The organism is Methylobacterium aquaticum, assembly GCF_016804325.1.
Lineage (GTDB): Bacteria > Pseudomonadota > Alphaproteobacteria > Rhizobiales > Beijerinckiaceae > Methylobacterium > Methylobacterium aquaticum_C.
The window spans coordinates 6136948-6160789 of the sequence record NZ_CP043627.1 but is presented as its reverse complement, the minus strand read 5'-3'; the positions used below and the strand labels follow the sequence as shown (position 1 = coordinate 6160789).

The window sequence follows — 23842 nt, the reverse complement described above, 5'->3', positions numbered from 1 at the left end:
TCCGTCCGGCGGTCCCGCCTCTCCCTCCCGCATCACCGACTGAAAGACCGGGTTTCCCGATGATCCGCTTCCTCAAGGGCCTGATCCTGCTGCCCATCGCGATCGTGGTCGTGCTTCTGGCGGTGGCCAACCGCCAGCCGGTGATGCTGTCCTTCGATCCGTTCACGGACGGCACGCCGGCCTTCAGCCTGCCGATGCCGCTCTACGCGCTGATCTTCGCCGCGGTCGCCCTCGGCATCGTGGTCGGCGGCGTCGGTTCCTGGCTCGGCCAGGGCGATACCCGCCGCGACCGCCGCGCCAAGGGCCGCGAGCTCGCCCGCCTGCGCCACGAGGCCGAGCGCCTGCGCCAGACCGCCCCGGCCAGCACCCATGCCGGCGCCACTCTGGGCCGCACCGCCCTGCCGGCTCCCCGCGCCTGAGATGCGGCTGATCGGCGAGGCCGAGATCGACGCGGCGCTGACGCCGCTCGGCCTGATCGACGCGCTCGCGACGGCCTTCCGGGCCGGCGCGACGGCGCCGACCCGCCATCACCACGCGATCGAGACCGCGCCCGACGGGGCCTCGCTGCTGCTGATGCCGGCCTGGACGGCCGACTATGTCGGGGTCAAGATCCTGACCCTGTTTCCGGGCAATCCGGCCCGGGGCCTCGATACGATCCAGGGCGGGGTCCTGCTCTGCGACGGCCGCGACGGCCGGCCCCTGGCGCTCCTTGACGGTGCCCGCCTGACGCTGTGGCGCACCGCCGCCGCCTCGGCGCTCGCCGCCCGCCACCTCGCCCGCGCGGACGCCGCCCGGATGGTGATGGTGGGGGCCGGCGCCCTCGCCCCCGCCCTCGTGCGGGCGCATGCCGCCATCCGGCCGATCCGCGACGTGGCGATCTGGAACCGCCGGCCGGAGGGCGCCGCCCGCCTGGCCGCGACCCTGGCCGCGGAAGGCCTCAACGCCTATCCGGTTACCGACCTCGCGGCGGCGGTGGGGGAGGCGGATCTGGTCTCCTGCGCCACCCTCTCGACCGAGCCGCTGGTGCGCGGCGCCTGGCTGCGGCCCGGCACCCATCTCGACCTCGTCGGCGCCTTCACGCCGGCGATGCGCGAGGCCGACGACGCGGCCCTCCTGCGCGGGCCGGTCTACATCGACACGCAGGACGCCCTCAAGAAGGGCGGCGACGTCGCGGCGGCGATCCTCTCCGGCGCGCTCGCGCCGGACGCCGTGACGGGCGATCTCGCCGCCCTGTGCCGCGGCGAGGCGCCCGGGCGGCAGAGTCCCGAGGCGATCACGGTGTTCAAGTCGGTCGGCGCCGCCATCGAGGACCTTGCCGCCGCCGCCTGCGTGTGGGAGAGCCTGACGCGGCGGCCTTGAGCACCCGTTTCACGTGCGGGCGATGGCGGATCGGCGTATAGGGGGCGGATGTCGACCGCATCTCCTTTCGCCGCTCCTGTCCTCGTCAAGATCTGCGGCCTCAGCACCCCTGAGACCCTGGAGGCGTCGCTCGCCGCCGGCGCCGACATGATCGGCCTCGTCCATTTCCCGAAAAGCCCGCGCCACGTCGACCTCGCCCTCGGCGCCGCCCTGTCGCGGCAGGCGCGGGGGAGGATCGCGCGCGTCGCCCTGCTGGTCGATCCCGACGACGCCCTGATCGAGGCGGTGATCGCGGCCCTCGATCCGGACTGGCTGCAGCTCCACGGCGCCGAGAGCCCCGAGCGGGTCGCCCAGGTCAAGGCGCGGACCGGCCGCCCGGTGATGAAGGCGCTCGGCATCGCCACCGCCGACGACCTCGCCCGCGCCGCCCCCTACGCGGCGATCGCCGACCGGCTGCTCTTCGACGCCAAGCCCGCCCCCGGCGCGATCCTGCCCGGCGGCAACGGCCACGCCTTCGACTGGTCGCTCCTCGCCGGGGCCGGCCGCGACCACCCGTTCATGCTCTCCGGCGGCCTCACCCCCGAGACCGTCGCCGAGGCCCTGGCGGTGACCGCCGCCCAGGCAGTCGACGTCTCGTCGGGCGTCGAGTCGAGCCCCGGCCGCAAGGACCCGGACCGCATCGCCGCCTTCGTGGCGGCAGCCAAAGCCGCCGCAGGCCCAGTCAAGGCCGCCGCAGGACCAGCCAAGGCCGCCGCGAGTGCTTCCGGGGGTGCGACCGCGCCGGAAATTGCCCCTGCGGCGCGAAGGGCGTAAGTCCCGCCGACACCTGTTTTCGCGAACCCTTCCAGAGGCAGAGCTCCCGCCGTGACCGCTCCCCAGAATCCGAACTCGTTCCGCACCGGCCCCGACGAGCGCGGCCGCTTCGGCATCTTCGGCGGCCGCTTCGTGGCCGAGACCCTGATGCCGAACATCCTCGCCCTGGAGGAGGCCTATGCGGCGGCCAAGGCCGATCCGGCCTTCCAGGCCGAGATGACCGCCTACCTCACCCATTACGTCGGCCGGCCGAGCCCGCTCTACCACGCCGAGCGGCTGTCCGAGCATCTCGGCGGCGCGAAGATCTACTTCAAGCGTGAGGAGCTGAACCACACCGGCTCGCACAAGGTGAACAACGTGCTGGGCCAGATCCTGCTCGCCCGGCGCATGGGCAAGCCGCGGATCATCGCCGAGACGGGGGCGGGCCAGCACGGCGTCGCCACCGCGACGCTCTGCGCCCGCTTCGGTCTCAAATGCGTCGTCTACATGGGCGCCGTCGACGTCGAGCGGCAGAAGCCGAACGTCTTCCGGATGAAGATGCTCGGCGCCGAGGTGGTGCCGGTCGAATCCGGCACCCGCACCCTCAAGGACGCGATGAACGAGGCCCTGCGCGACTGGGTCACCAACGTCGCCGACACCTTCTACTGCATCGGCACGGTGGCGGGGCCGCATCCCTACCCGGCGATGGTGCGCGACTTCCAGTCGATCATCGGCATCGAGACCAAGGCGCAGATGCTGGAGCAGGAGGGCCGCCTGCCGGATTCGCTCGTCGCCTGCATCGGCGGCGGCTCGAACGCCATGGGGCTGTTCCACCCGTTCCTCGACGACCGCGAGGTGGCGATCTACGGCGTCGAGGCGGCCGGCCACGGCGTGTCGAGCGGCCTGCACGCGGCTTCCCTCACCGGCGGCAAGCCGGGCGTGCTGCACGGCAACCGCACCTACCTGCTGATGGACGGCGACGGCCAGATCGCCGACGCCCACTCGATCTCCGCCGGCCTCGACTACCCGGGCATCGGCCCCGAGCATGCCTGGCTGCACGAGATGGGCCGCGTCACCTACCTGTCGGCGACCGATACGGAGACCCTGGAGGCCTTCCGCCTCTGCTCGCTGATGGAGGGCATCATCCCGGCCCTCGAGCCGGCCCACGCGCTCGCCAAGGTCAAGGAGCTCGCTCCCAGCCTGCCCCGCGACCACCTGATGGTCGTCAACCTCTCGGGCCGCGGCGACAAGGACATCCCCCAGGTCGCCGAGATCCTGGGCGACGCCCTCTGAGCCCAGCCGCGCCGCGTCCGGACTGGCGCGGCGCAAAAAGGCCCGCGACAGTTCCTTGACAGGCCCGCCGGCCTCCCCCTATACCGCGGCCATCGCAGCGGCGGGCACGCACCGGCCGCAGCGGGGCGGAGTAGCTCAGTTGGTCAGAGCAGAGGAATCATAATCCTTGTGTCGGGGGTTCAAATCCCTCCTCCGCTACCATCAAATTCTGGCTTTTCCTTCGCAAGGTCAGCCACTTACACGCAGGAGCCCTGGACCTTCGGTTCGGGGCTTTCTTGCTTCTCGGGCTGTTCTCGGGCTGCGATGCCCGAAATTCATCCCGGGCTGCGGGGCCCTGGATCCACGCACCGCGACGCGTCCCAGGGCCCACGGTCTCACCCGGCGTTGACAGCTCCAAGCCCGGTCTTGCTCAGCCGCGCCGCCACCACAGCCAGTCGGCTGCGCACAAGGCGGCCGCCCCGACGGCGGCGAGCCTCCTCCAGGCGTAGCGCTACCGGAAGGGGAGGGCCCCGAGCCGCTCGCGCTCCTGCCTGTCGTATTCATCCGCCGCCCGCCATTCCATCGTCGCCCTCCCGGTACCGCCACGCCCCAGCACGTCTCGGCGTTTACCATGTTTGATTTCGCGCTTGACGGAGGCATGAGCGTGTCCCACTTTGGGAGACACAGGGGCTGGCGTGGGTCGCCTCTGCGACGGAGAGACCGATGGGCATCTACAAAGACGTGCCGTGGCTGGCGAACAAGCGCGCTGAGACGATCACCGACGAGGAAGTTGAGCGCGCGCTGGCGGCGATGAAATTGGACCCGCGCGTCAGCCTCGTCGAGTACGCGGGGCGCGGCCGCAGCGGGGGCCGACATTCAAGATCAAGGCAACGGACTGCGCCGAGGGCGATCTCGAAGGGACGTACTCGCTCGGGCGATGCCTGAACGCGCTGTCGCGGACGCAGGCGCAGTACAAAGAGCACATCGCGACAGTGCGAGCGCAACAAGCTGAGCACTCCAAGTATGTCGAGGAGCTCAGGCGCCAGGAAGAGGCCATGCGCGTGGAGAACCGCAAACGGCTCCAAGACGCCGGTATCAGCCCGCAGCGCCTGTCCTGGATCTGCAACTGCCTAGCCCGCGGCGTCTACCTCGACGACGACGCGCTGGAAGATTGGTCTTGGTACTCGCGCGAGATTGTGCGCGGCCGGCCTGCCCCGATGGCACTCCATCGCCACGTCGCCGGTTTCGTTCGTACCTGAATTGCGACCTCACGGTCGGGGCCTACGCGCCCCGGCCTCCATCCAGGTGCCTCTCTGAGGCGCCTCGATGGGGGCCGCCCCACTCAGGCTGGCATGGGCCGCCTGTGGCAGGAACGAGAGACCTAGCAATGGCAAGAACGACGATCCACTGCGCGACAGATGGTTGCACGGGCACGATGGATGTTCAGGGCAACAACCGCAGAGACGCCGACTATCGGGCCAAGAAATTGGTCGAGCGTGGCTGGACCTGCCGCGACTGCGACAACCGCGAGGCCGCCGCTGCTGCGGTTGCGGCCGGGCTGCCTGCCCTGGAGGGCAGCGACAAGCAGGTCGCGTGGGCGAACGGGATCCGGAACGCGACGATCTCCCGGATCGAGCACCTGCTCAAGGAGGCCCCCTCGATCCGCAACCTCGACGGCGGCGGCTTCGGCTACAATGCCGACGCGGTGGAGATGGCGCTCCTCATCCGCAAGGCCGGCCAGCCCGCGGTCGACGCGGCCTTCGCCGCGATGAAGGCCGAGACGGACGCCCGGTTCTGGATCGATGGGCGTATGGACGCGATGCACGTGCAGCTGGCTGCCGTCGTCGACCGGCTCGCAGAGGAGGAGCGGGCCCTGTCGCCGGAGGGCAAGGCCGAGGCGGCTGCGGAGCAGGAGGCCATGGAGGAGGCGACGCTCCGCCCGGCCGAGCCCGTCTCCGAAACGATCGCGGAGCTCTCGTTCCGGGACGGTGTGTTCGCCGCGCGATACGATGAGCGGTCGGATGCGTTCAATGGCACGGTCAAGGCGATGGGGTACCGGTGGGACGCCGCGGCCATGGCGTGGACGCGCCCGTTCGATCCGCTGACGATGGGCGCCCCCGTCGACCGCCTCGCGGAGACCGCGCATGAGCTCTTGGCCGCGGGCCTCGTCGTCGCCCTCCACGACCCGGAGGCGCGTGCCAAGGCCGTGGCCCGGTCCTACGATCCGGAGCACCGGCGCTGGATAAGCGTCATCACGGAAGGCGCGAACAAGGGCAAGTTCCGGCTGACGTGGGGACGCGACGAGGATCTCTACGGCGTGTTCCGGGGACTGCGGGGCGCCGCCTACCGGGGCAAGATGTGCCTCGTCCCAGCGACGTCGCGCGACGAAGTTCTGGATTTCGCCGAGGCGCATGCCTTCCGCCTCACGCCCGGCGCCGAGGCCATGGCCGCCGAGGTCCTGGAGCGGCGCGAGCGAGGCGTCGTCGTGGAGGCCACGGCCCGCCCGAAGGCCGAGGCGCAACCGCGGGGAAGCCGCCCCAACGCCATGCACGTGCCCTCCGACGTGACGCTGCACGATGACCTGGTCGACCACGACTGAGCTTCTGCCGCATCAGGCGGACGCCGTCGCGAAGCTCCTGCCCTCCCGCGTGGGGGGGCTCTTCGCCGAGATGGGGACCGGCAAGAGCCGGTGCCTCATTGAGCTCGCCGCGCGGCGGCGGGCCAAGATCGATCGGGTGGTCTGGTTCTGCCCGGTATCGATCAAGGAGACCGTGCGGCAGGAGATCCTGAAGCACACCACCTGCGGTCCCGGTGACGTGTTCGTTTTCGACGATCGGACCGATGCGGGGACCATGCCGCTCGACCGTCCCTGGTACGTCGTCGGCATCGAGAGCTTGTCGTCGAGCGTGCGCGTCATCGCCGCCTTCGACGCCCTCCTTGACGAGCGGACGTTCGTGGCGGTGGACGAGAGCACGTACATCAAGGGCCCGCACTCGGCCCGGACCCGGCGCGTGACGGATATGTCGCGCCGGGCGCGCTACCGGGCGGTACTGACGGGGACCCCGTTCACGCAGGGCGTCGTCGACCTCTACGCACAGATGTCGTTCCTGAGCCCCAATATCCTCGGCTACAACTCGTTCTGGTCGTTCGCCAACAACCACCTTGAATACGATACAGACCGGAAGACGGGGAAGCCGACGGGCCGGATCATCCGCTCGCATAACACTGGCGTGTTGGCGGCCCGCATCGCGCCATACGTCTACCAGATCCGCAAAAACGAGTGCCTCACCCTCCCGGAGAAGCTCTACGAGGAGCGGTGGGTCCCCATGGCCCTGGAGCAGGTAGATGCTACGCGGGTCGCCAAGGAGGAGGTCCTGGCGGACGAGGGCACGTACGATAGCCCGCACATCGCGATCTTCCGGCTGTTCTCGCGCCTCCAGGCGATCGCCTGCGGCTTCCACGGGGGGCGCCCGATCCGGCACCACCGCATCGCCGGCCTGTCCGACGTCATCGAGCGGATCCCCGAGGGCGAGAAGATCGTCGTCTGGACGAAGTACCGGCAGGGCCTCGCCGACATCACGCGCGCGCTCAGGGATTCGTACGGCCCCGATTCGTGCCGGGAGTTCCACGGTGGCCTCGACGAGCGGGAGCGCAACCGAGAGGTCGATGCCTGGCGCCGGGAGGCCAGGTTCCTCGTCTCGACGCAGCAGTCGGGCGGCCACGGCCTGACCCTCGTCGAGGCGAGCCACGCCGTCTTCTACTCGACGAGCTTCAAATACTCGGAGCGCGCCCAAGCCGAGGATCGCATCCACCGCATCGGGCAAGGGCGCCCCTGCACGTACGTGGACATCGCCGTGGAAGACAGCATCGACCGGCGGATCCTCGCCGCCGTCCGGAGCAAGGGCGAGACCCTGGATGCGTTCCGGCGCGAGCTCGACACATGCAAGCGCAAGGGCATGAGAAACCGCGTCAGGGAACTCGTCATGGCACTCTAGCGCTTGACGGCACTCCCTGCATGTCCCATATTTCGAGACATGCAGGGGCAGGCATGGGCCGCCCGGCTGGAGACAGAGATGTCGAAATCCGTGACCATCAGCGTTGTCGCGCCCGAGCAGCGCGACCGCGACTTCTACGCCGATCTCGGCCCGTTTTTCATGGACGGGGCCGTCCGCCGCGAGCTCCCCTACCTCAAGGACCTGCCGACCAAGACCTGGCTCCTGGCCAAGGACGCTGCCGGGCAAGTCGTCGGGTTCGCCGGCATCATCCCGCACCGTAACGGCGTCACCGAGCTCTGCTCGCTCTACGTCGCGCCGGCGCACCGCTCGAAGGGACTGGCCGAGGAACTCGTTGCCCGACGCCTCTCGATGGTCGATGGCGCTCGCGTGATCCGCGTGGTCTGCCCCCCCACCTCGGCCGGCCTCTACGCCGACAAGGGCATGCGGCAGGTCGCCAAGCGTGGCAGCTACGTCGTCCTGGAGCGCAAGGCCGAGAAGAAGGCCGCCTGAGATGGTCCGCGCCCACATCTCCCCCGACGCCGCCTCCCGGCGCCGGGCCGTCGAGGGATTCCTCGCGGCCTGCGGCGCCCGCCATGTGGCCTACGTCTGCCCCGAGGCCTACGCCGCCCGGTCCGCCTGGATCGCGCCCCACGCTCTCGTCGTCCCGTTCGAGCGTCTTGAGGACCGCGATACCTGGCTCACCCTCAACGCCATAGCGGGCCCGGACACTGCCCTGGTGATGGAGTGCGTGTCCCGCTACCCGAAGATCACCTCCGGCAAGTTCGTGAACCTCCAGCGGCTGTCGAAGCTGTGCGGGCACCGCTGCCTGGTGGACGTCGTCCCGTTCACGCTCGGCATCGAGTACATCTACACGCCTTACAGCTACCTCGACCGCGGCATCCTCGGCTACGCGCACTGGTACGCGTTCCGCGAGGGCAACATCGAGCAGGACGAGGCCGGCAACGTCGTCTCGTCACACGACCCGGTGCTGCTGGCCCGCAAGATCGCGCAGGTCACCACCTGCGACGGCTCGGCCCTGCTGGCATCGAGGGCGGTCCTCCCCGTCGATGCCGACGCCTCCGAGCATGCCGGCTACGCGGAGAGGAAGGCGGCGCTCTTCGCCGAGCACACGAACCCAACGAAGATTGTCACCCGCCTCGCCGACCACGCACATGCCTTCAAGTCCCGGACGGCCGCCGTCGTCGACCATGTGCGGCGGTTGCCGGGCCGCGCGTTGGTCCTGACGAACCTCGGCTCCTACGCCGACCGCCTTGGCAAGGCGCTTACCAAGGCCGGCGCGCGGGACGCAGTGGCGACCTCGTTCTCCCTGGCGGTCGAGCGCAACGACCTCGGCGCCTTCGACCACCTCGTCTACGCCGAGGCCCCCATCGTGAAGTCGTACCTCGCCCTCGATGTCGAGGGCGCGATGCGCCGGGACGCGACGGTCACGGACGTCCGGGGGGACACGCGCGTCGACAGCTTCCTGCACGACCGCTGGTCCCGTGAGACCGGCGGCATTGAGGCCCTCACCGCAGCCCTGATGGGGGTCCGCCATGCCGCGTAAGCTCTATCTCTCCAAGACCGTCGACGCCGCCCTGGCCGAGCGCATGGACTGGATCTTCGACACGTACGCGACGGTCGTCGTCTCGGTGTCCGGCGGCAAGGACAGCACCGTGCTCCTCGATGCCGCCCGCAAGGAGGCCCTGCGCCGGGGCACGAACGTCACGGCGTTCTTCCTCGACCAGGAGGCCGAATACGGCGCCACCATCGAGCACGTCCGCCACCTCATGGGCCTGCCCGGCGTCCTGCCGGCCTGGTACCAAGTCCCCCTGCGCATGACGAACGCCACTTCGTTCGAGGAGGCCTGGCTTCATGCCTGGGATCCGGGTGCCCAGTGGATGCGGGCGAAGGAGCCCGGCGCGATTGCGGAGGCCCCCGGCGCGCCCGACCGCTTCCATGCATTCTTCGAGTGGATCGAGGCGCAGTGCGGCGCCGACACGTGCTTCCTCGTCGGCCTGCGGGCCGAAGAGGCGCTCAACCGGTACCGCGCCGTCACGAAGCACGCCGCGGTCGATGGCGTGACGTGGTCCAGTCGGACCAAGGGCGCGGCCGTGAAACTCTATCCGCTCTACGACTTCACGTTCGAGGACATCTGGACCTACCTCGGCAAGTTCGGCGTCCCCTACAACCGGGCCTACGACTGGATGTGGGCCAAGGGGCACGGCATCCAGGAGATGCGAGTCTCGAACCTCATCCACGAGCAGGCCTTCCACAGCCTCTCGACCCTCCAGGAATTCGAGCACGACACGTTTGAGGCCCTGCAGCGACGCCTCGCCGGCGTCCACGCAGCCGCGCTCTACGCCGGGGAGCAGTCGGTCTACCAGACCCTCGTCCGGCCCAAGGCATACAGGACCTGGCGCGCCTACCGGGACTTCCTCCTCGACACCCTGCCGGTAGACGTCGGGAAGTTCCGCACCCGCTTCGACCGGCAGCCCGAGGCGGAGAACGTGGCGCGCTCGCAGTGCCGGGCGCTCCTCCTCAACGACCACGAGGGCAACCTGCCCATCGACACCACCGTGAAGGATCCGCGGGCCTCGCTCGCCAAGTGGATGGAGCTCCTCTAATGACCCGCATCGAAGCCCTCGCCGCCGCCCTCGCGACCGAGATCTCGGCCCTGCCGCTCGCCGAGAGGGTCGAGGCCCTCAACGCCGCCCGCCGGGCCCTGCACGAGGTATCCCCGTTCCGCGCGGAGCCGGTGGACCTGGTGACCTGGATCCCGAACGACCGGGTTACGGCGAACGAGTACAATCCGAATAAGGTCGCCTCGCCCGAGATGCAGCTGCTCCACCGCAGCATCAAAGAGGACGGCTACACGCAGCCCATCGTCACGTTCCCTGCGGGTGAGGCCGCTATCGTCGTCGACGGCTTCCATCGGCACCGCGTCGGCAAGGAGAAGCCGGATGTGCGGGAGCGCGTCCACGGCTACCTGCCGGTCGTCGGCATAAACAAGCCTCTGGCCGAGCGCATGGCCTCGACCGTCCGTCACAACCGCGCCCGTGGCAAGCATCAGGTGGATCTCATGAGTGAGATGGTCGTCAAGCTCGTCAACCTCGGCCAGTCCGACCAGGCCATCGCGCGCCAGCTCGGGCTGTCAGCGGACGAGCTCATCCGCCTCAAGGCGCAGACCGGCATCGCCGCCTTGTTCGCTAATCAACCGTTCAGCCGCTCGTGGGTGGCGGTCGATGGCGAGGAGCCGGTCCCGGCGCTTGCCGACGAGGAGGCGTGAGGTGGAGGTCAAGATCATGCACCAGGACAACTTCGCTTTCCCCGATGGAGACCGTGACTGGCATAGGATGGGTCTCAAGCCCATCGGCATCGTGAGGAAGGGCAAGGAAGACGAGTGGCTGCCCCTAGCTGTCGATGACAGGAGGATCGCCTTCACAGTCGACGGAGACGAGGTAACTCCCCTCGACAAGGAGTTGGCTGGGCCTGCGATCTTTCAGGCCCTGGAGGAGACTTGCGAGCGCCTCTGGGGGCACTCCTGGAACTCGTCGGTGGGGGAAATCTTCTCGCTCAATCGCCGCACCATCCAGCGGGACCGCGTGTCTAAGGGTCTTCTCCCTCCAAGAATTCTCCAGATGATCGCCTACGTTTCAAGCGCAGACGATGGAGAGGAACTTGCAGAGGCACTGATTGCAGTCTCGCGATATGCAGCCAAGTTCAAGGACAAGGAGATTGTGAGACGGTATATGCAGAATGCTATCGACGTATTCTACGGAGATTTCGATCGTGAAATCGGCGTACAGCCTACGGATACGCCCTCGACCGAGTGAAGCTCGAACTAGGTCTCAGCACCCGCCCGGGCTTGCCCCGGGTCCCGGCCGGCGCGAGGATGCGGGCATGACCGATCCCGACGAGACCTACCCGCCCGAGACCGCGACCGTCCTGCGTGGGATGGCCCCGCCCCGGCGGCCGCTCGGCCACGAGGAGGACTTGGTCGCCATGGTCCGCCTGCGCGCCGACGGCGAACTGGTCGTCTCCGCGCCCGGGGCGCCCCCGACCCGCATCGTCGCCGTCAGGGCGAAGCGGTCCCGCGCCGCGGCGCAGCGGGTCGCAGAACTTATCGAGGAAGCCATCGTCGCGAGGGAGCGCCGGGGCGGAGAGGGGTAGTCGGGATTTGAGCGGTCCTGGAAGGAAATCGGCAACCAGGCTTCGGCCTTCCGACAGCCCTCCGACAGCCCTCCGGCAAGGGGCCCTTGCCCGGCGAGGGCGTCCAGGGAAATATGAGGGCTCGACTGGGAGAGACCCCGTGACCGCTCGCTGCTTGAAACGATTAGCCGCCACCGCCGCCTGAGCCAGCCCGCTCGGCGCCCCTGCGCGTCCTCCGTTTCCCCAGCGAGACCCCAGATGTCCAACACGAAGCACAGCCGCCGGGCGGCGGCGAATGCGGTCGCACGCGCAATGGCCGGCGACACGACGATCCCCGGCCCCCGCGAGCCGAAGTCCCCCCAGGGGCGCCTGGAGATGCTGGCCGGCGGAGAATTCGTCGGCTGGTCCGCCGTCGCCGACGCGACCGCCCGCCTGATGGGGCTCCCAATCGAGTGGCTCTCCGAGCGCACCCGGCGCGCCGTCGAGAAGGCCATCGAAGACCCGACCTTCAAGCGCCTGCGCCGGGCGCGGGCCGTCCTCTTCGATGAGAGCGCGCGCCGGGATCTTCCCGACATGTACTCGAAGGACTGCGCCGTCGCGCATGAGATGCTCGCGTTCAACCTGGCTGCGCTTGGCTGCTCGCAAGCGCACGGCGAGATCACAGCAGCCGCCCTCGATCGTTTCAGTCAGCTTCTAGGCGCCGGAAGGCACGCCGAGGCGTACATGTGCCTGCGCTCGGCTATCGTGTGGGCTGGAAATGCCTCACTCGATTTTACAGACCAGCCTTATTACAGCGAGCCTAATTACTCTCAGCTGTCCCAATACCGCTTCGACACGCGGCGGATGCTACAATTCGCGACGGCTCTCCACGACGCGGAGGCCCAGGCGCTTATCGCGGACGCGATCCTAAAGGGGGGCGCCGGGCAGCTGCCTCCCGCAGACAAGGACGGCGACCTCGCCATCGACCTGGCTTCCCACGACTTTATGGCGGGCACGGAGGATCTGCCGGAGCCCGAGGAGCCGCTGCCGATCCCCGCGCCGGTCGGCAGGACGCTCGTCGTCGTGGGCAGCCTCGCGCATCTTCCTAAGCCGGCTATCCACGCCCGGGAACGGCGAGATAGCCCCCGTGCGGAGTTCGAGCGGATCGAGAATAAGGCCCTGCCGCTGCTCCCGGCGCCGGATCCGCACGCGTTCGTCGAGGAGGGCGTGCGCCGGGCGCCCTGGCTGCGGCCCATCTTCGAGATCCTTGCACAGGATCTAGTCGGCGCGCCGTACGCCTGGACCCGCCCGACGGCGCTCGTCTCGCGCCCTGGTATGGGCAAGACGGCCGCGGTCAGGGCGGTCGCCAGGGGCCTCGGCCTGGCCCTGAGGATCTATAACGCCGCCGGGGCGGCCGACGGTTCTTTCGGGGGTACGTCGAGGCAGTGGATTTCGGGCCGCGCGTCGATCCCGCTCCAGACACTCCTGCAAGAGGGTGTCGCCAACGTCGTAATTGGTGTCGACGAAATCGAGAAGGCGTCCCTGGACCGTAGAAACGGCGCGCTCGGCGATACGCTCCTACCGTATCTTGAGCGTGAGAGTTCCAAGGCTATATTCGACAGCTACATCGAAACTAACGTCAATCTCTCGGCCGTCTCGTTTCTCGTCACCGCCAATTCCATGGAGGGCGTCCCCGGGCCCCTCCGGGACCGTCTCCGGATCCTGGAAGTCCCGGCTCCGGGACGGGAGCATCTGCCTGTCGTCGCGGCGAACCTCGTCGCCGAGATCCGCGCCGAGCGGGGCCTCGACGAGGCCTGGCTGCCCGGCCTCGATGGAGACGAACTCTCGCTGCTGGCGCGGCACTGGAAGGGGGGCTCGCTCAGGCCCCTGAGGCGCCTCGTGGAGACGCTGCTCGCCGGGCGCGAGCGTCTGGCCCCCCGCCACTAAGGGGGGCCACCGTGGAGACGCATTCGATCGCCGCGATCGCGGCCGCCCTGACGCGCGCCTGGGAGGCGGGCAGGATCTGCCCCCACGTCGGGGCGGGGGCCCGGGCCCGCATCCTCGCTCTCGCCCGCCTCGCCGACCAGGGCCTCTTCCCGCGAGAGGAGGCCCTACAGGCCGCCCGCGAGGCCGAGGCGCTGGCCCTTTGTTTCAGCCCACTGCCTACCGGAGACGTCCCGTGAGCATACGCGACGATTTCATCGGCATCGCCTCGCGTGCCCTTCGCACGCACCGCGGCGCCGACAGCGTGACCGTCAGCGGCGTCCGGCCCTCGCCCGCCGGCCCGCTCGTGCAGTGGGCGGCCCCCCTGCTGTCGTGGGAGCGCGAGCGCAGGCCTCTGCCCGGCGGTGGGAGCGTCCTCGGCCCGCCGGGTGGCGCGCTGCTCCTGACGGTCCTCGCCCGCTTCATGGCTTGCCGGTGGCGCTCCGGCCCGCCGCACGCCGCGCCGACCTGGGCCGAGGATCTCGCCGCCCGCCACCCCCGGATTTTCGGGTTCCCGCCCTCAAGTCACGCCGGCTGGAGCTGGCTCTGGGAAGCCGGCGCCGAGCTCATCACGGAGAACGGGATCCCCCGCGGCTTCCAGACGACCGACACTAAGGAGAAGTTCGGCACTCTGCGCTGGGATATCCAAGCTAGCGAGTGCGCTGACTATGCAGACAGCATCGTCGATTGCATGGACCACCTGTCGGCGTTTATCTGTGAATACTGCGGTGCTCCGGGATTTCTGCGCAAGGGATCATGGGTCAAGAGCGAGTGTAGTGCCCACGCGCAGGGTAAGCCCGCGTTCAAGGCGGAGGAGGCGTGATGCGCATTTGGATCCTCTCCGATCTCCATGTCGACGCGAGCCCGTGGGAGCCGCCCGCGGGCCCCCGCGTCGACCTCGCCATCGTCGCCGGAGACGTCGCCGATGGCCTGACGAAGCGGTCCCTGCCGTGGCTCGCCGAGCACGTGCGGCCGCGCGCCCGGCACGTCGTCTATGTGCCGGGCAACCACGACATGTACGGATGCCGCATCCCTGACGAGACCGCCCGGGGACGGGACGCCGCGATCGCGTCGGACGTCACGATGCTGGACGCCGGGCAGTCCCGGATCGTCGACGGCGTCCGGATCATCGGCGCGACGCTCTGGACCGATTACGGGATCGGTGATCCGGTCAGTCCGCTGTTCAACGTGTCCCGCTCGCCGTTCCTGGTCCCCTCGACCGGCTACGAAGTCGGGATCCGCAACCGCTCGATCACAGGGCTGGAAACCTCCCTGGCGCTGTTCCGGCTCGATTTCGCGTCCGAGAACCTGTTCCAGGGCGACACCGGCACCACCGAGCCGAGCCGGCCGACACGGCGGTTCGGTATCGAGTGGAGCAACCATTACGCCGTCACGCCCTGGCTGGCCCTGGAGGGCGACCTGACGCTCACCAACGCCCGCTTCGCCGACCGCGACCCGGTCGGCCGGCGGGTGCCCGAGGCGCCGACCACGATCGCGTCGGCGGGCATCACGTTCGGCGAAGGCCAGGGCTGGTTCGGCTCACTGCGACTCCGCTATTTCGGGCCGCGCCCTCTGATCGAGGACAACTCGGTGCGCTCGAAGCCGACCGCGCTTCTCAACGGCCGGGTCGGGTACAACTTCGACAACGGCGTCAGCCTCTCCCTCGACGTGCTGAACGTGACCAATGCCAAGGCGGATCAGATCACCTACTACTACGTGTCACGCCTGCCGGGGGAGGACGCGGGCGGCGTCGCCGACCGCCACTTCCACCCGGTCGAGCCGACAGCCGTGCGGCTGACGCTTGCCGGCCGGTTCTGAGACCTGATTTTCCCACCTGAGAAGGATCTTCGCATGCGCACCCTCGCTGTCTCGATCGGATTGCTGACGGCTCTTTGGATCGGCCCTGCCGCAGCGCATGGCTGCCATCACGGCTGGCAGCAGGCCCCCGCGGAGGGCTGGCACAGCCACGGCCTCAAGTGCGATGCCCGCAAGGGCCTCGGCGTGTCGCGCCGCGGCAAGGGTCACGCCCGCCGGGCCGCGTAGCCTCGAAATTCGAGACGCGAGACCGTGCGGGCATCGGGTTCTCCGATGCCCGTCGGTCGTTTCTAGAGCCGAGCAGCTTCGCCGCTTCGAAAGCCGTTCGACGCATCGAGCAACCAGTGCAACGTCCGAGTGCGACGGGCCCGGACCGGCATGCTCCCGGGGGGCGCCTGGGCCTTGGACTCGAAGCAAATTCTGCCCCGTCGAACCCGGGCAGACGGGATTCCGCCGGTCGTGCGACCTCGGTCGATGGCGGCGCGGCCGCCGCGCTCATGCGTGCATCGCCAGCATCCAAACCGCCATGGCGACCATCATCAGGTTCTCGGTCAGCGAGACGAAGCCGAGCGGCACCTTGCTCGACCCGCCGACGCAGGCGCACTTGATCTCGCGCTTGTCGACGTAGACCGCCTTGAACACCGAGACGGCCCCGATCGTCCCGATGAACAGGGCCACCGGGATCGACAGCCAGTTCAGGGCTCCCGCGATCATGAGGATGCCGGCGAGGCCTTCCAGGAACGGATAGGCGTAGGCGTAGCGGACCCAGCGTTGGCCGAGCAGGTCGTAGCCCAGGAACATCGACGAGAAGCTCTCGACGTCCTGCAGCTTGAGGAGGGCGAGCACACACATGCTGAAGGCGATGAACCACTCGGCCGCGCGCATCGTGAACGGCGTGCCGGTGACGGCATAGCTGGCCGCAAGCGCCATCAGCGCCGTCATGGAGAACACCGCAACGACCGGCGTGTAGGTCGTCGCGTTCGGGTCGTTCGCCGTTGTGCCGAAGCGGCGGCGCAGGTCGTCGTAGCCCCCGACGCGCGCGCCGTCGATGAAGGTCTGGGGCGTCGACTTGACGTCGTGCTCGGCCTTGAAGCGGTCGGTCTCCTCGCGCGTGGTGAGCCAGTGATCCTCGACCGCGAAACCCTGGCGTTCGAGCAGGTCCTTGGCCTTCAGCCCGTACGGGCAGAGGTGCTTCTCCATCACCATGCGGTAGAGGACGGCCTTCTTTGCGGTGGCTGACATGCGAATTTCCTCAAGCAGTCGGTCGCTATCGGGGGAAGCGGACCGGGATGAACCCGGCCCGCGCGGTGCCTACCGGCCGTGCCGCTTCAGCCACGCCTCCATGTCGGCGATCTCCTTTTCCTGATCGTCGATGATCTTCTGCGCCATCGCTCGCGTCTCGGGGTCCTTGGCGTGCGTCAGCGCGACCTTCGCCATGGCGACCGCGCCCTTGTGGTGCGGGATCATGTGCGTGCGGAAGTCGACGTCCGGGTCGCCCGTGTAGGCGACATGCATCTCCTTCATCATCGCCGCGTCGGCGGCCTTGAACTCAACGGTCGAGGCGGTGTCCTTCGGGTCCGGCTTCGTCTTGCCCATCCCGTGCCTGGGCATGAAGCGATGGTCGTGCGACGCCTGCGCGAAGGCGGGACCGGCGAGGCCGGACGAGAGGAGGACGATGGCGGCGAAGGTGCGAGGGGCGGTCATGGATCGGTCTCTGCTTAGAATGGGAATTGGATCGAACGGGCCACCCGGGACGGCCCCCCGGGGGGGGCATGCGCGGACTTCGCCTGGGAGGCGGGTCGGCCGCACCCGGGGCGGCGAGAGGCGGGATCGGCAGCTACGGGATCTCCCCGTGCCGGGAGGGCCGGAGGTGCACCGTCGACGCGGGCACAACTCGGGCGTCGCGCGCCTTCAGGCGCGCCTCATCTCACGCGAGGGTTCGGGGAGGCCTCGGCAGGGCTTCGGGTCCGGCGCCGGTGCGAACGGGGGCGTCGCGCGGGACCAGCCTGACGGCCCGGAACGGGATCGACGCCAAGGCGGGCGGGCCGGGCAGAATGCCAGCGGCACAGCAAGTCATCGTTCCGCAGCAGCGGACCCGGCAGGGGCCGGGGCAGCAACCAGCGTCCCGGATGGGCGCGACAGCGGTGATCCGGAGCGCGGTCTCCGCGCAGGCCAGAGGCTCGGCCCGGGCGACATGCCCGGCAAGATTCGCAGCCGGAACCGCTGCCACCGAGGCGGTCCGCGTGTGCGTCGCGGAACCGTGGCCAGCGTGATGGGCGTGTCCCTCATGGGCCTGGACTGCCGGCGGCACGAAGGAGGCGAGGATCACGAGGATCACCGCCGCCATCAGGCGCACGATCGGCCGATCGGGGATCATGAGGCTGGCTCGCACCTGCTCCTGTAGCCGGATCGTGCCCGTTCGCGGGGCGTCGCCATCCACTTGTGATTTTTGGTCGTGGGCTCGGAGTTTCAAGGGCCGGCGAACCTGTCCACCCGACGACCGGCATCGTCGTCGGCACGGCGGTAATCATCGAGATTTGCGAACAAAATCATCGCAACGTTCTGTTGGATCGAATGGTTGCGCATCGGCACGTTGGGGACAGACCCAAGCGACCCCGCGAGACCGTCATGACCGCCGCGACCCTCATCGCATCCCCCCTTGCCCACCTGCGCCGCCTCCTACCCGGCCTCCTCCTGTGCCTCGCAGTGACCGGCGCCGCCGTCGCGCTCGAATCGGCCGAGGAGCACCTGTTCGGCCGCGCCTGGCTCGAGGCCCTGGTGCTCGCCATCGTGCTCGGCACGGCCCTGCGCACCGCGTGGAACCCGGGCGCGCGCTTCTTTCCCGGCATCGCCTTCGGGGCCAAGACGGTCCTCGAAGTCGCCGTCGTCCTGCTCGGTGCCTCGCTCAGCCTCGCAACCCTGCTGGCGGCCGGACCCGGCCTTCTCGTCGGCATCGCCGTGGTGGTGATGGCGGCGATCGCGGCGAGTTACGGCATCGGCCGCGCCCTAGGTCTGCACCCCCGGCTCGCGATCCTCGTCGCCTGCGGCAACTCGATCTGCGGCAACTCGGCGATCGCCGCGACCGCCCCGGTGATCGGTGCGGACGGCGAGGACGTCGCCTCCTCCATCGCCTTCACAGCGGTGCTCGGGGTGCTGGTCGTGCTCGGCCTGCCCTTGCTCGTGCCGCTCCTCGGCCTGTCGCCGATGCAGTACGGCGTGCTCGCCGGCCTCACCGTCTACGCCGTGCCGCAGGTGCTCGCCGCGACGGCGCCGGTGGCGGCGCTGAGCGTGCAGGTCGGCACCGTGGTCAAGCTGGTCCGCGTGCTGATGCTCGGCCCGGTGGTGCTGGCGCTCTCCCTCGGCGCGAGCCGGCTGCGCGAGGAGACGGACGAGCCGGCCCCGCACGTCACCGCGGGGGAGCGTCCGAAGCCCGGCCGCGTCGCGATCCACCGCCTCGTGCCGTGGTTCATCCTGGCGTTCCTGGCGATGGCCGGCCTGCGCTCGGGCGGTCTGATCCCGCAAGCCGCCCTGCCGCCGATCGCCGCGACCGCCAACGTGCTCACCATCGTGTCGATGGCCGCGCTCGGGCTCGGGGTCGACGTGCGCAGCGTCGCCGGCGCGGGGCTGCGGGTCACGCTGGCGGTGGTCGCCTCCCTGCTCGCCCTCACCGCGGTCAGCCTCTGCCTGATCCAACTCCTCGGCATCGCCTGACCGAGCGTCCTCGGACGACCGTTTCCCGGCGCGCCGGAGGGAAACGATCTCTCCAATCGATCGGAACGAGCAGGACTTTCCGTTGGAAGCCCTGTCTCATGGAAGATACTTTCCATCACCCAAGGGAGAGCGCGAGACGCTCGGCCCGGACCCGGAGGAACACCCTTGAGCCATCCTGCCATTCACCGCCGCGCGATGCTTGCCGGTCTTGGCCTCAGTGGTCTTGGCCTCGGCGGCCTCGCGGCCGCGGTGCCGGCCTGGGCTGCGGGCACGGTCAAGCTCCCGCTGCCCGGCGGCCCCGACCTGCGCGACCTGACGACAGCCTTCCCCGGCAAGGGGCCGATGATCCTGCAGCGGACGCGCCCGCCGCTCCTGGAGACGCCGTTCGAGGTGTTCGACCAGGGCGTGTTCACCCCCAACGACCGCTTCTACGTGCGCTGGCACTGGGCCTCGATCCCTACCGAGGTCGACGCGAACGCCTACCGGCTGACGGTGCGTGGCCATGTCGACCGGGAGCTGTCGCTGTCGCTCGACGAGCTCGCCCGGCTGCCGCGCTTCGAGATCGCCGCCGTCAACCAATGCTCGGGCAATTCCCGCGGTCTGTTCGAGCCGCGGGTGCCGGGCGCGCAGTGGGCCAACGGCTCGATGGGCAACGCGCGCTGGACGGGTGTGCGCCTGAAGGACGTGCTCGACCGCGCCGGGGTGAAGGCCGGGGCCGTGCAGGTCCGCTTCAGCGGCCTCGACGAACCGGTCGTGGACGAAGCGCCCGACTTCAAGAAGTCGCTCGACCTCGACCATGCCCGCGACGGCGAGGTCATGCTGGCTTACGCGATGAACGGCGAGCAGCTGCCGCTGCTCAACGGCTTCCCGCTGCGCCTGGTGGTGCCGGGCTGGTACTCGACCTACTGGGTCAAGATGCTGTCCGACATCGAGGTGCTGGACAAGCCCGACGACCAGTACTGGATGAAGACCGCCTACCGCATCCCGGACGTGCCGGGGGCAAACATCAAGCCCGGTCAGACCGGGTTCAAGACGGTGCCGATCAACCGCATGGTCCCACGCTCCTTCGTCACCAACCTGCGCGACGGCGCACAGGCGACGGCCGGTTCGCCGGTGGCGGTCCGCGGCATCGCCTTCGGGGGCGATTGCGGGGTCAGGACGGTGGAGATCTCCGCCGACGGTGGCGCGACGTGGTCCTTGGGCAAGCTCGGAGCCGACGAGGGCCCCTACAGCTTCCGGCGGTTCGAGGGCGACCTGCCGGCTCTCGCGGCCGGCACCCACGCGATCAAGGTCCGCTGCACCAACACGAACGGGCTGGCCCAGCCAATGGAGCGGGTCTGGAACGGGGCCGGGTTCATGCAGAACGGCGTCGAGACCGTGTCGCTTCACGTCGCCTGAGGGAGAGAGCCATGGTCACATCCCGCACCGCGTTCTTGCTCGCCGCGCTCGCGCTGGCCTCCGCCCCGACATTCGCCGCCGAGGCGGCCGAGCCGATGCGCTTCACCTCGCAGCAGGTCGAGCTGCCCACCTCCGACCGCTTCTTCCCGGAGGGCCCCGGGGCGGAGGCCGCCAACAACAACTGCCTTGCCTGCCATTCGGCCGGGATGGTGCTGACCCAGCCGAAGCTGTCGAAGGCGCAGTGGACCGAGACCGTCAACAAGATGGTCCACGTCTACAAGGCCCCGATCGACGAGGCCGACGTGAAGGCCATCGTCGACTACCTCGCGGCGATGAAGCCGCAGCCCTGACGGTGCCGTGCCCGGCCCGCCGTCGCGACGGCAAAGCCGGGGAAGCACGCCGGGACCGATCCGGTCCCGGCACGTTGTCCCGCGATCCGTCAGCCCGGAGATCCGCATGTCGAGCTTGGCCGAGCGCAAGGCGCGCCTGATCGTCCACGGGGAGGCGCCGTACAATGCCGAGCCGCCCCTCGCGCGGCTGCGTGCGTCCTACCGCACGGCAGCCGACGACTTCTACGTGCGCTCGCACGGCGACCTGCCGGAGATCGATGCGGACGGCTACCGCCTCCGCCTCGACGGCGCGATCCCGACGGCGCTAGAACTGTCGCTGGACGACATGCGCTCGCGCTATGCCGAGGCCACCGTGACGGCGACGATGCAGTGCGCGGGCAACCGCCGCGCGGACATGCGGGCGGTGGCGCCGGTCTCCGGCGACCCGTGGGACGGCGGCGCGATCGGCACGGCCGACTGGACCGGAATCCACTTGGGCGACGTGCTGCGCGAGGCCGGGATCGCCGAGGGTGCGGACCTGCACGTCGCCTTCGAGAGCCACGACCTCGTCGAGGGCCGGCCCTACGGAGCCTCGATCCCGCTGGCCAAGGCGCTCGCGCCCGAGACCCTGCTGGCCTTCGCGGTGAACGGCGCGCCGCTGCTGCCGGAGCACGGCTTCCCGCTGCGCGTCGTCGTGCCGGGCTTCGCCGGGGTGCGCAGCCCGAAATGGCTGAAGCGCATCACGGTGCAGGACCACCCGTCGGACAACCCGATCCAGGCCGAGGACTACAAGCTGTTCCCGCCCGACGTGACGGCGGAGACGGCCGACCCCGCCCGGGGTCACACCATCAACACGATGCCGCTGAACGCGGCGATCTGCGAGCCGGCACGCGGGGCACGGCTAGCGGCCGGGGCGAACACAATCCGCGGCTACGCGGTGTCGGGCGACCGCACCGTCGTCCGCGTCGACGTCTCCGGCAATGGCGGGCGGACCTGGGCGCAGGCGGCGCTCGAGCATGATGCGCGGGCCCGCTTCGCCTGGACGTTCTGGACGATCGACCTCGATCTCCCCCCGGGCGAGCATGAACTGGCGGTGCGCGCCTGGGACGAGGCCGGGCAGACCCAGCCTGCGCTGCCGGACGACACCTGGAACTACAAGGGCTACCTCAGCGCCGCGTGGCACCGCGTGCGGGTCACGGTGGCTTGAGACCCGAAGACCGGATCAGGGCGCGCCGTCCTCCGTCGAGGCGGCTCGGATCAGGTCGAGCAGGGCGTCCGCGGCCCGGCTGCGGTATCGCTCCTTGTGGCGCAGGACCCGGAAGATGCGCGCCGGCAGACCGAGAGGCACGGCGACGAGCGTCCCGGTCCGCAGGGAGGGGGCGACCACCGCCTCCGACAGGACGCTCGCGCCGGCCCCCGCCGCGACGGCGGCGAGCACCGCCTCGTTCGAGGGCAGTTCCAGCGCCACGGTGAGCGCATCGGGCGCGAGGCCGGCGGCCGCGACGGCAGATTCGAGGGCCGAGCGCGTCCCGGATCCGGGCTCGCGCAGCACCCAGGACGCCGCGGCGAGATCCGACGGAGCCGGTTGGGAGCAGCCGGCCAGTTCGTGCCCGGGCCGGACCACGAGGACGAGCCGATCCTCCGCGACCGGAAGGCTCGCGAGGCCGTCATCCTCGACGGCGCCCTCCACGAAGCCGAGCTCCGCCACTCCCGAGCGAACCGCTTCGGCGGCCTGCGCGGTATTGCCGATGCCGAGCCGCAGGACGATGTCCGGATAGGCTGCCCGGAACGCGACGAGGTGGCGGGGCAGCCAATGACCGGCGATGGTCTGGCTCGCGCGGATGGCGAGGGTGCCGCGGCGCAGGCCGCTCAGGTCGGCGAGCACCTGCTCGGCCGCCTCGGCGCGGGCGAGCACCGCGCGCGCCTCTGCGAGGAACAGGCGGCCGGCCTCGGTCAGTTCGATGCCCCGCCCGACCCGGTGGAACAGCTTGACGGCGTGCCGGCCCTCCAGGGTGGCGATGGCCGCGCTGACCGCCGACTGGACGAGGTTGAGCGCCTCGGCGGCCCGGGTGACGTGCTGGCGCTCGGCCACCGCCACGAAGATGCGCAGCTGGTCGAGGGTCACGGCTTGCCGGGCTCGCCGAGAGCCTTGGCGAACAGGTCGCCGATCACCCGGTAGCCCGCATCCGACGGGTGGAGGTCGCGGGCCGGCGTGCAGTACAGCGTCAGGTCACAGAGCCGTGCGCGAGCCTCGCCGGTGCGGTTGAAGGCTGGGAAGACGTCCACGAGACCGGCGCCCGCCTCCGTGACCGCTGCAGCGATCGTGCGGTTCAGGGCCTCGACGAAGCGGTCGGTGTCGGGATCGGTGACGGCGAGCCAGTTGTAGTAGGTGCCGACCAGAATACGCGCCTTGGGCGCCGCCGCGCGCAGGGCGGACAGGATGCGCCGCAGGTTGGTCGCTGTGCGCTCCAGGGCGGGCGGTAAGCCAGCTGCGACGCAGTCCTTGAACCCGTGCCCCTCCGGGCAGCCGACCTGCACGGCCCTAAGGTCGTTGATGCCGATATCGAGGGTGATCAGACCGACCGCGCCCGGATGGGCGGCGAGGTAGGCCGTCGCCGCCGAGAGCTGCGCGCCGGCATAGGGCACGTGCAGCGGCAGCGGCGTGGTGCCGAACGGCTTGCCGGTCGTCGCGAAACCGCACGGCCCGTCGACGAACGAGGTCGTAGATTCGCCGGGGCATCCGAGGTCGACCAGCGTCAGGTCATGGGCCCGCTCGCGCAGATACGAGGCCAGCACCATGGCGTAGCCGGTGTCGAAGCTCCCAGGCCGGACGGTGCCTGCCGCGATCTGCTCCTTGAGCTTGCCGACCTGCAGGCCGTAGGCGAGGGAGTCGCCCAACGCTAGGTAGGTTTTGCCGGTCGGCTCCGCCCGCGCCGCAGAGCCGAGGAACAGCGCGCAGGCGGCAGCTCCCAGAATCCGCAAGAGCCCGTTCTGCACCAGCCCGCTCTGTGTCCGTCGTTCACGCGCCACACCGTGCCTTAACGTCATGACCGTCTCACC

At 69.8% G+C, this 23842-nt stretch carries 26 protein-coding genes, 1 tRNA gene and 2 pseudogenes; 25 read left to right on the top strand and 4 right to left on the bottom strand.

The genetic code is table 11. The annotated features are described in order from the left end of the window. Positions 1-59 precede the first annotated feature (59 nt). The 21 genes and pseudogenes from F1D61_RS28395 (at position 60) to F1D61_RS28300 (ending at position 15572) form a co-directional block, all read left to right on the top strand. Entirely contained in the window at positions 60-419 is a 360-nt protein-coding gene (locus tag F1D61_RS28395) for a lipopolysaccharide assembly protein LapA domain-containing protein (protein WP_203155364.1), read from the top strand. Position 420: 1 nt separating this feature from the next. Beyond that, positions 421-1359: an ornithine cyclodeaminase family protein gene (locus F1D61_RS28390; protein ID WP_203155363.1), complete on the top strand. Its 939-nt coding sequence runs from the start codon at positions 421-423 to the stop codon at positions 1357-1359. A gap of 48 nt (positions 1360-1407) precedes the next feature. Beyond that, complete coding sequence (locus F1D61_RS28385) at positions 1408-2172, top strand: phosphoribosylanthranilate isomerase (protein WP_203155362.1); 765 nt, start codon at positions 1408-1410, stop codon at positions 2170-2172. 51 nt (positions 2173-2223) lie between these two features. Next, complete coding sequence (trpB, locus tag F1D61_RS28380; protein WP_203155361.1) at positions 2224-3444, top strand: tryptophan synthase subunit beta; 1221 nt, start codon at positions 2224-2226, stop codon at positions 3442-3444. A 124-nt stretch (positions 3445-3568) separates the two neighbouring features. Continuing rightward, positions 3569-3645: transfer RNA gene (locus F1D61_RS28375), tRNA-Met, on the top strand. Positions 3646-4146: 501 nt separating this feature from the next. Next, positions 4147-4368 (top strand): hypothetical protein, encoded by a 222-nt coding sequence (locus F1D61_RS28370; RefSeq protein WP_203155360.1) that lies wholly within the window; start codon positions 4147-4149, stop codon positions 4366-4368. A 110-nt stretch (positions 4369-4478) separates the two neighbouring features. Beyond that, on the top strand, positions 4479-4682 hold the full coding sequence (locus F1D61_RS28365) for a hypothetical protein (RefSeq protein ID WP_203155359.1): 204 nt from the start codon (positions 4479-4481) through the stop codon (positions 4680-4682). A 128-nt stretch (positions 4683-4810) separates the two neighbouring features. Next, on the top strand, positions 4811-6022 hold the full coding sequence (locus F1D61_RS28360) for a hypothetical protein (protein ID WP_203155358.1): 1212 nt from the start codon (positions 4811-4813) through the stop codon (positions 6020-6022). Next, entirely contained in the window at positions 6000-7418 is a 1419-nt protein-coding gene (locus tag F1D61_RS28355) for a DEAD/DEAH box helicase (protein ID WP_203155357.1), read from the top strand. Before F1D61_RS28360 ends, F1D61_RS28355 begins: the two co-directional genes overlap by 23 nt. 78 nt (positions 7419-7496) lie before the next feature. Beyond that, entirely contained in the window at positions 7497-7928 is a 432-nt protein-coding gene (locus F1D61_RS28350; protein WP_203155356.1) for a GNAT family N-acetyltransferase, read from the top strand. A 1-nt stretch (position 7929) separates the two neighbouring features. After that, complete coding sequence (locus F1D61_RS28345) at positions 7930-8982, top strand: hypothetical protein (protein ID WP_203155355.1); 1053 nt, start codon at positions 7930-7932, stop codon at positions 8980-8982. Further along, positions 8972-10042 (top strand): phosphoadenosine phosphosulfate reductase family protein, encoded by a 1071-nt coding sequence (locus F1D61_RS28340; protein ID WP_203155354.1) that lies wholly within the window; start codon positions 8972-8974, stop codon positions 10040-10042. The genes F1D61_RS28345 and F1D61_RS28340 overlap by 11 nt, the downstream gene beginning before the upstream one ends. Further along, positions 10042-10704: an IbrB-like domain-containing protein gene (locus tag F1D61_RS28335; RefSeq protein WP_203155353.1), complete on the top strand. Its 663-nt coding sequence runs from the start codon at positions 10042-10044 to the stop codon at positions 10702-10704. The genes F1D61_RS28340 and F1D61_RS28335 overlap by 1 nt, the downstream gene beginning before the upstream one ends. A 1-nt stretch (position 10705) precedes the next feature. Then, the gene (locus F1D61_RS28330) at positions 10706-11251 is read left to right on the top strand and encodes a hypothetical protein (protein WP_203155352.1); all 546 of its coding nucleotides are present in this window, start codon (positions 10706-10708) and stop codon (positions 11249-11251) included. A 67-nt stretch (positions 11252-11318) separates the two neighbouring features. Then, entirely contained in the window at positions 11319-11588 is a 270-nt protein-coding gene (locus F1D61_RS28325) for a hypothetical protein (RefSeq protein ID WP_203155351.1), read from the top strand. A gap of 237 nt (positions 11589-11825) precedes the next feature. Beyond that, positions 11826-13493 (top strand): AAA family ATPase, encoded by a 1668-nt coding sequence (locus tag F1D61_RS28320; RefSeq protein WP_203155350.1) that lies wholly within the window; start codon positions 11826-11828, stop codon positions 13491-13493. Between the two features lie 11 nt (positions 13494-13504). Further along, positions 13505-13729 carry a hypothetical protein gene (locus F1D61_RS28315; RefSeq protein ID WP_203155349.1) on the top strand — a complete coding sequence of 75 codons (225 nt, stop codon included), beginning with the start codon at positions 13505-13507 and terminating at the stop codon, positions 13727-13729. After that, positions 13726-14352, top strand: a complete 627-nt coding sequence (locus F1D61_RS28310; protein ID WP_203155348.1) for a hypothetical protein — start codon at positions 13726-13728, stop codon at positions 14350-14352. Before F1D61_RS28315 ends, F1D61_RS28310 begins: the two co-directional genes overlap by 4 nt. Then, a pseudogene (locus tag F1D61_RS34535) lies at positions 14352-14552 on the top strand (metallophosphoesterase family protein); the annotation flags it as partial. The gene F1D61_RS28310 and the pseudogene F1D61_RS34535, both read left to right, overlap by 1 nt. 141 nt (positions 14553-14693) lie before the next feature. Then, positions 14694-15347 (top strand): annotated as a pseudogene (locus F1D61_RS28305) (TonB-dependent receptor domain-containing protein); the annotation flags it as partial. 33 nt (positions 15348-15380) lie between these two features. Next, positions 15381-15572 (top strand): hypothetical protein, encoded by a 192-nt coding sequence (locus F1D61_RS28300; protein WP_048427058.1) that lies wholly within the window; start codon positions 15381-15383, stop codon positions 15570-15572. Positions 15573-15839: 267 nt separating this feature from the next. Here F1D61_RS28300 and F1D61_RS28295 read toward each other — a convergent pair whose 3' ends face one another. Then, positions 15840-16586, bottom strand: coding sequence for a MauE/DoxX family redox-associated membrane protein (locus F1D61_RS28295; RefSeq protein WP_203155346.1), 747 nt, complete (start codon positions 16584-16586; stop codon positions 15840-15842). A 69-nt stretch (positions 16587-16655) separates the two neighbouring features. Beyond that, a complete protein-coding gene (gene copM, locus F1D61_RS28290) occupies positions 16656-17048 on the bottom strand; it encodes a CopM family metallochaperone (protein ID WP_203155345.1) in 393 nt (130 codons plus the stop codon). Between the two features lie 924 nt (positions 17049-17972). On the opposite strand from copM, the gene F1D61_RS28285 reads away from it, so the two are divergent. The 4 genes from F1D61_RS28285 to F1D61_RS28270 all read left to right on the top strand — a co-directional run bounded on the left by F1D61_RS28285 (position 17973) and on the right by F1D61_RS28270 (position 21989). Further along, positions 17973-19055, top strand: coding sequence for a YeiH family protein (locus F1D61_RS28285; protein ID WP_203155344.1), 1083 nt, complete (start codon positions 17973-17975; stop codon positions 19053-19055). A 195-nt stretch (positions 19056-19250) separates the two neighbouring features. Continuing rightward, positions 19251-20453, top strand: coding sequence for a molybdopterin-dependent oxidoreductase (locus F1D61_RS28280; protein WP_058617458.1), 1203 nt, complete (start codon positions 19251-19253; stop codon positions 20451-20453). 11 nt (positions 20454-20464) lie between these two features. Continuing rightward, positions 20465-20803 (top strand): c-type cytochrome, encoded by a 339-nt coding sequence (locus tag F1D61_RS28275; protein ID WP_058617457.1) that lies wholly within the window; start codon positions 20465-20467, stop codon positions 20801-20803. Positions 20804-20909: 106 nt separating this feature from the next. Next, positions 20910-21989: a molybdopterin-dependent oxidoreductase gene (locus F1D61_RS28270; RefSeq protein ID WP_203155343.1), complete on the top strand. Its 1080-nt coding sequence runs from the start codon at positions 20910-20912 to the stop codon at positions 21987-21989. Between the two features lie 15 nt (positions 21990-22004). Here F1D61_RS28270 and F1D61_RS28265 read toward each other — a convergent pair whose 3' ends face one another. Both F1D61_RS28265 and F1D61_RS28260 read right to left on the bottom strand, forming a co-directional pair. Next, a complete protein-coding gene (locus tag F1D61_RS28265; RefSeq protein ID WP_203155342.1) occupies positions 22005-22907 on the bottom strand; it encodes a LysR family transcriptional regulator in 903 nt (300 codons plus the stop codon). Beyond that, on the bottom strand, positions 22904-23779 hold the full coding sequence (locus F1D61_RS28260; protein ID WP_203155341.1) for an SGNH/GDSL hydrolase family protein: 876 nt from the start codon (positions 23777-23779) through the stop codon (positions 22904-22906). The genes F1D61_RS28265 and F1D61_RS28260 overlap by 4 nt, the downstream gene beginning before the upstream one ends. Between the last annotated feature and the right edge of the window lie 63 nt (positions 23780-23842).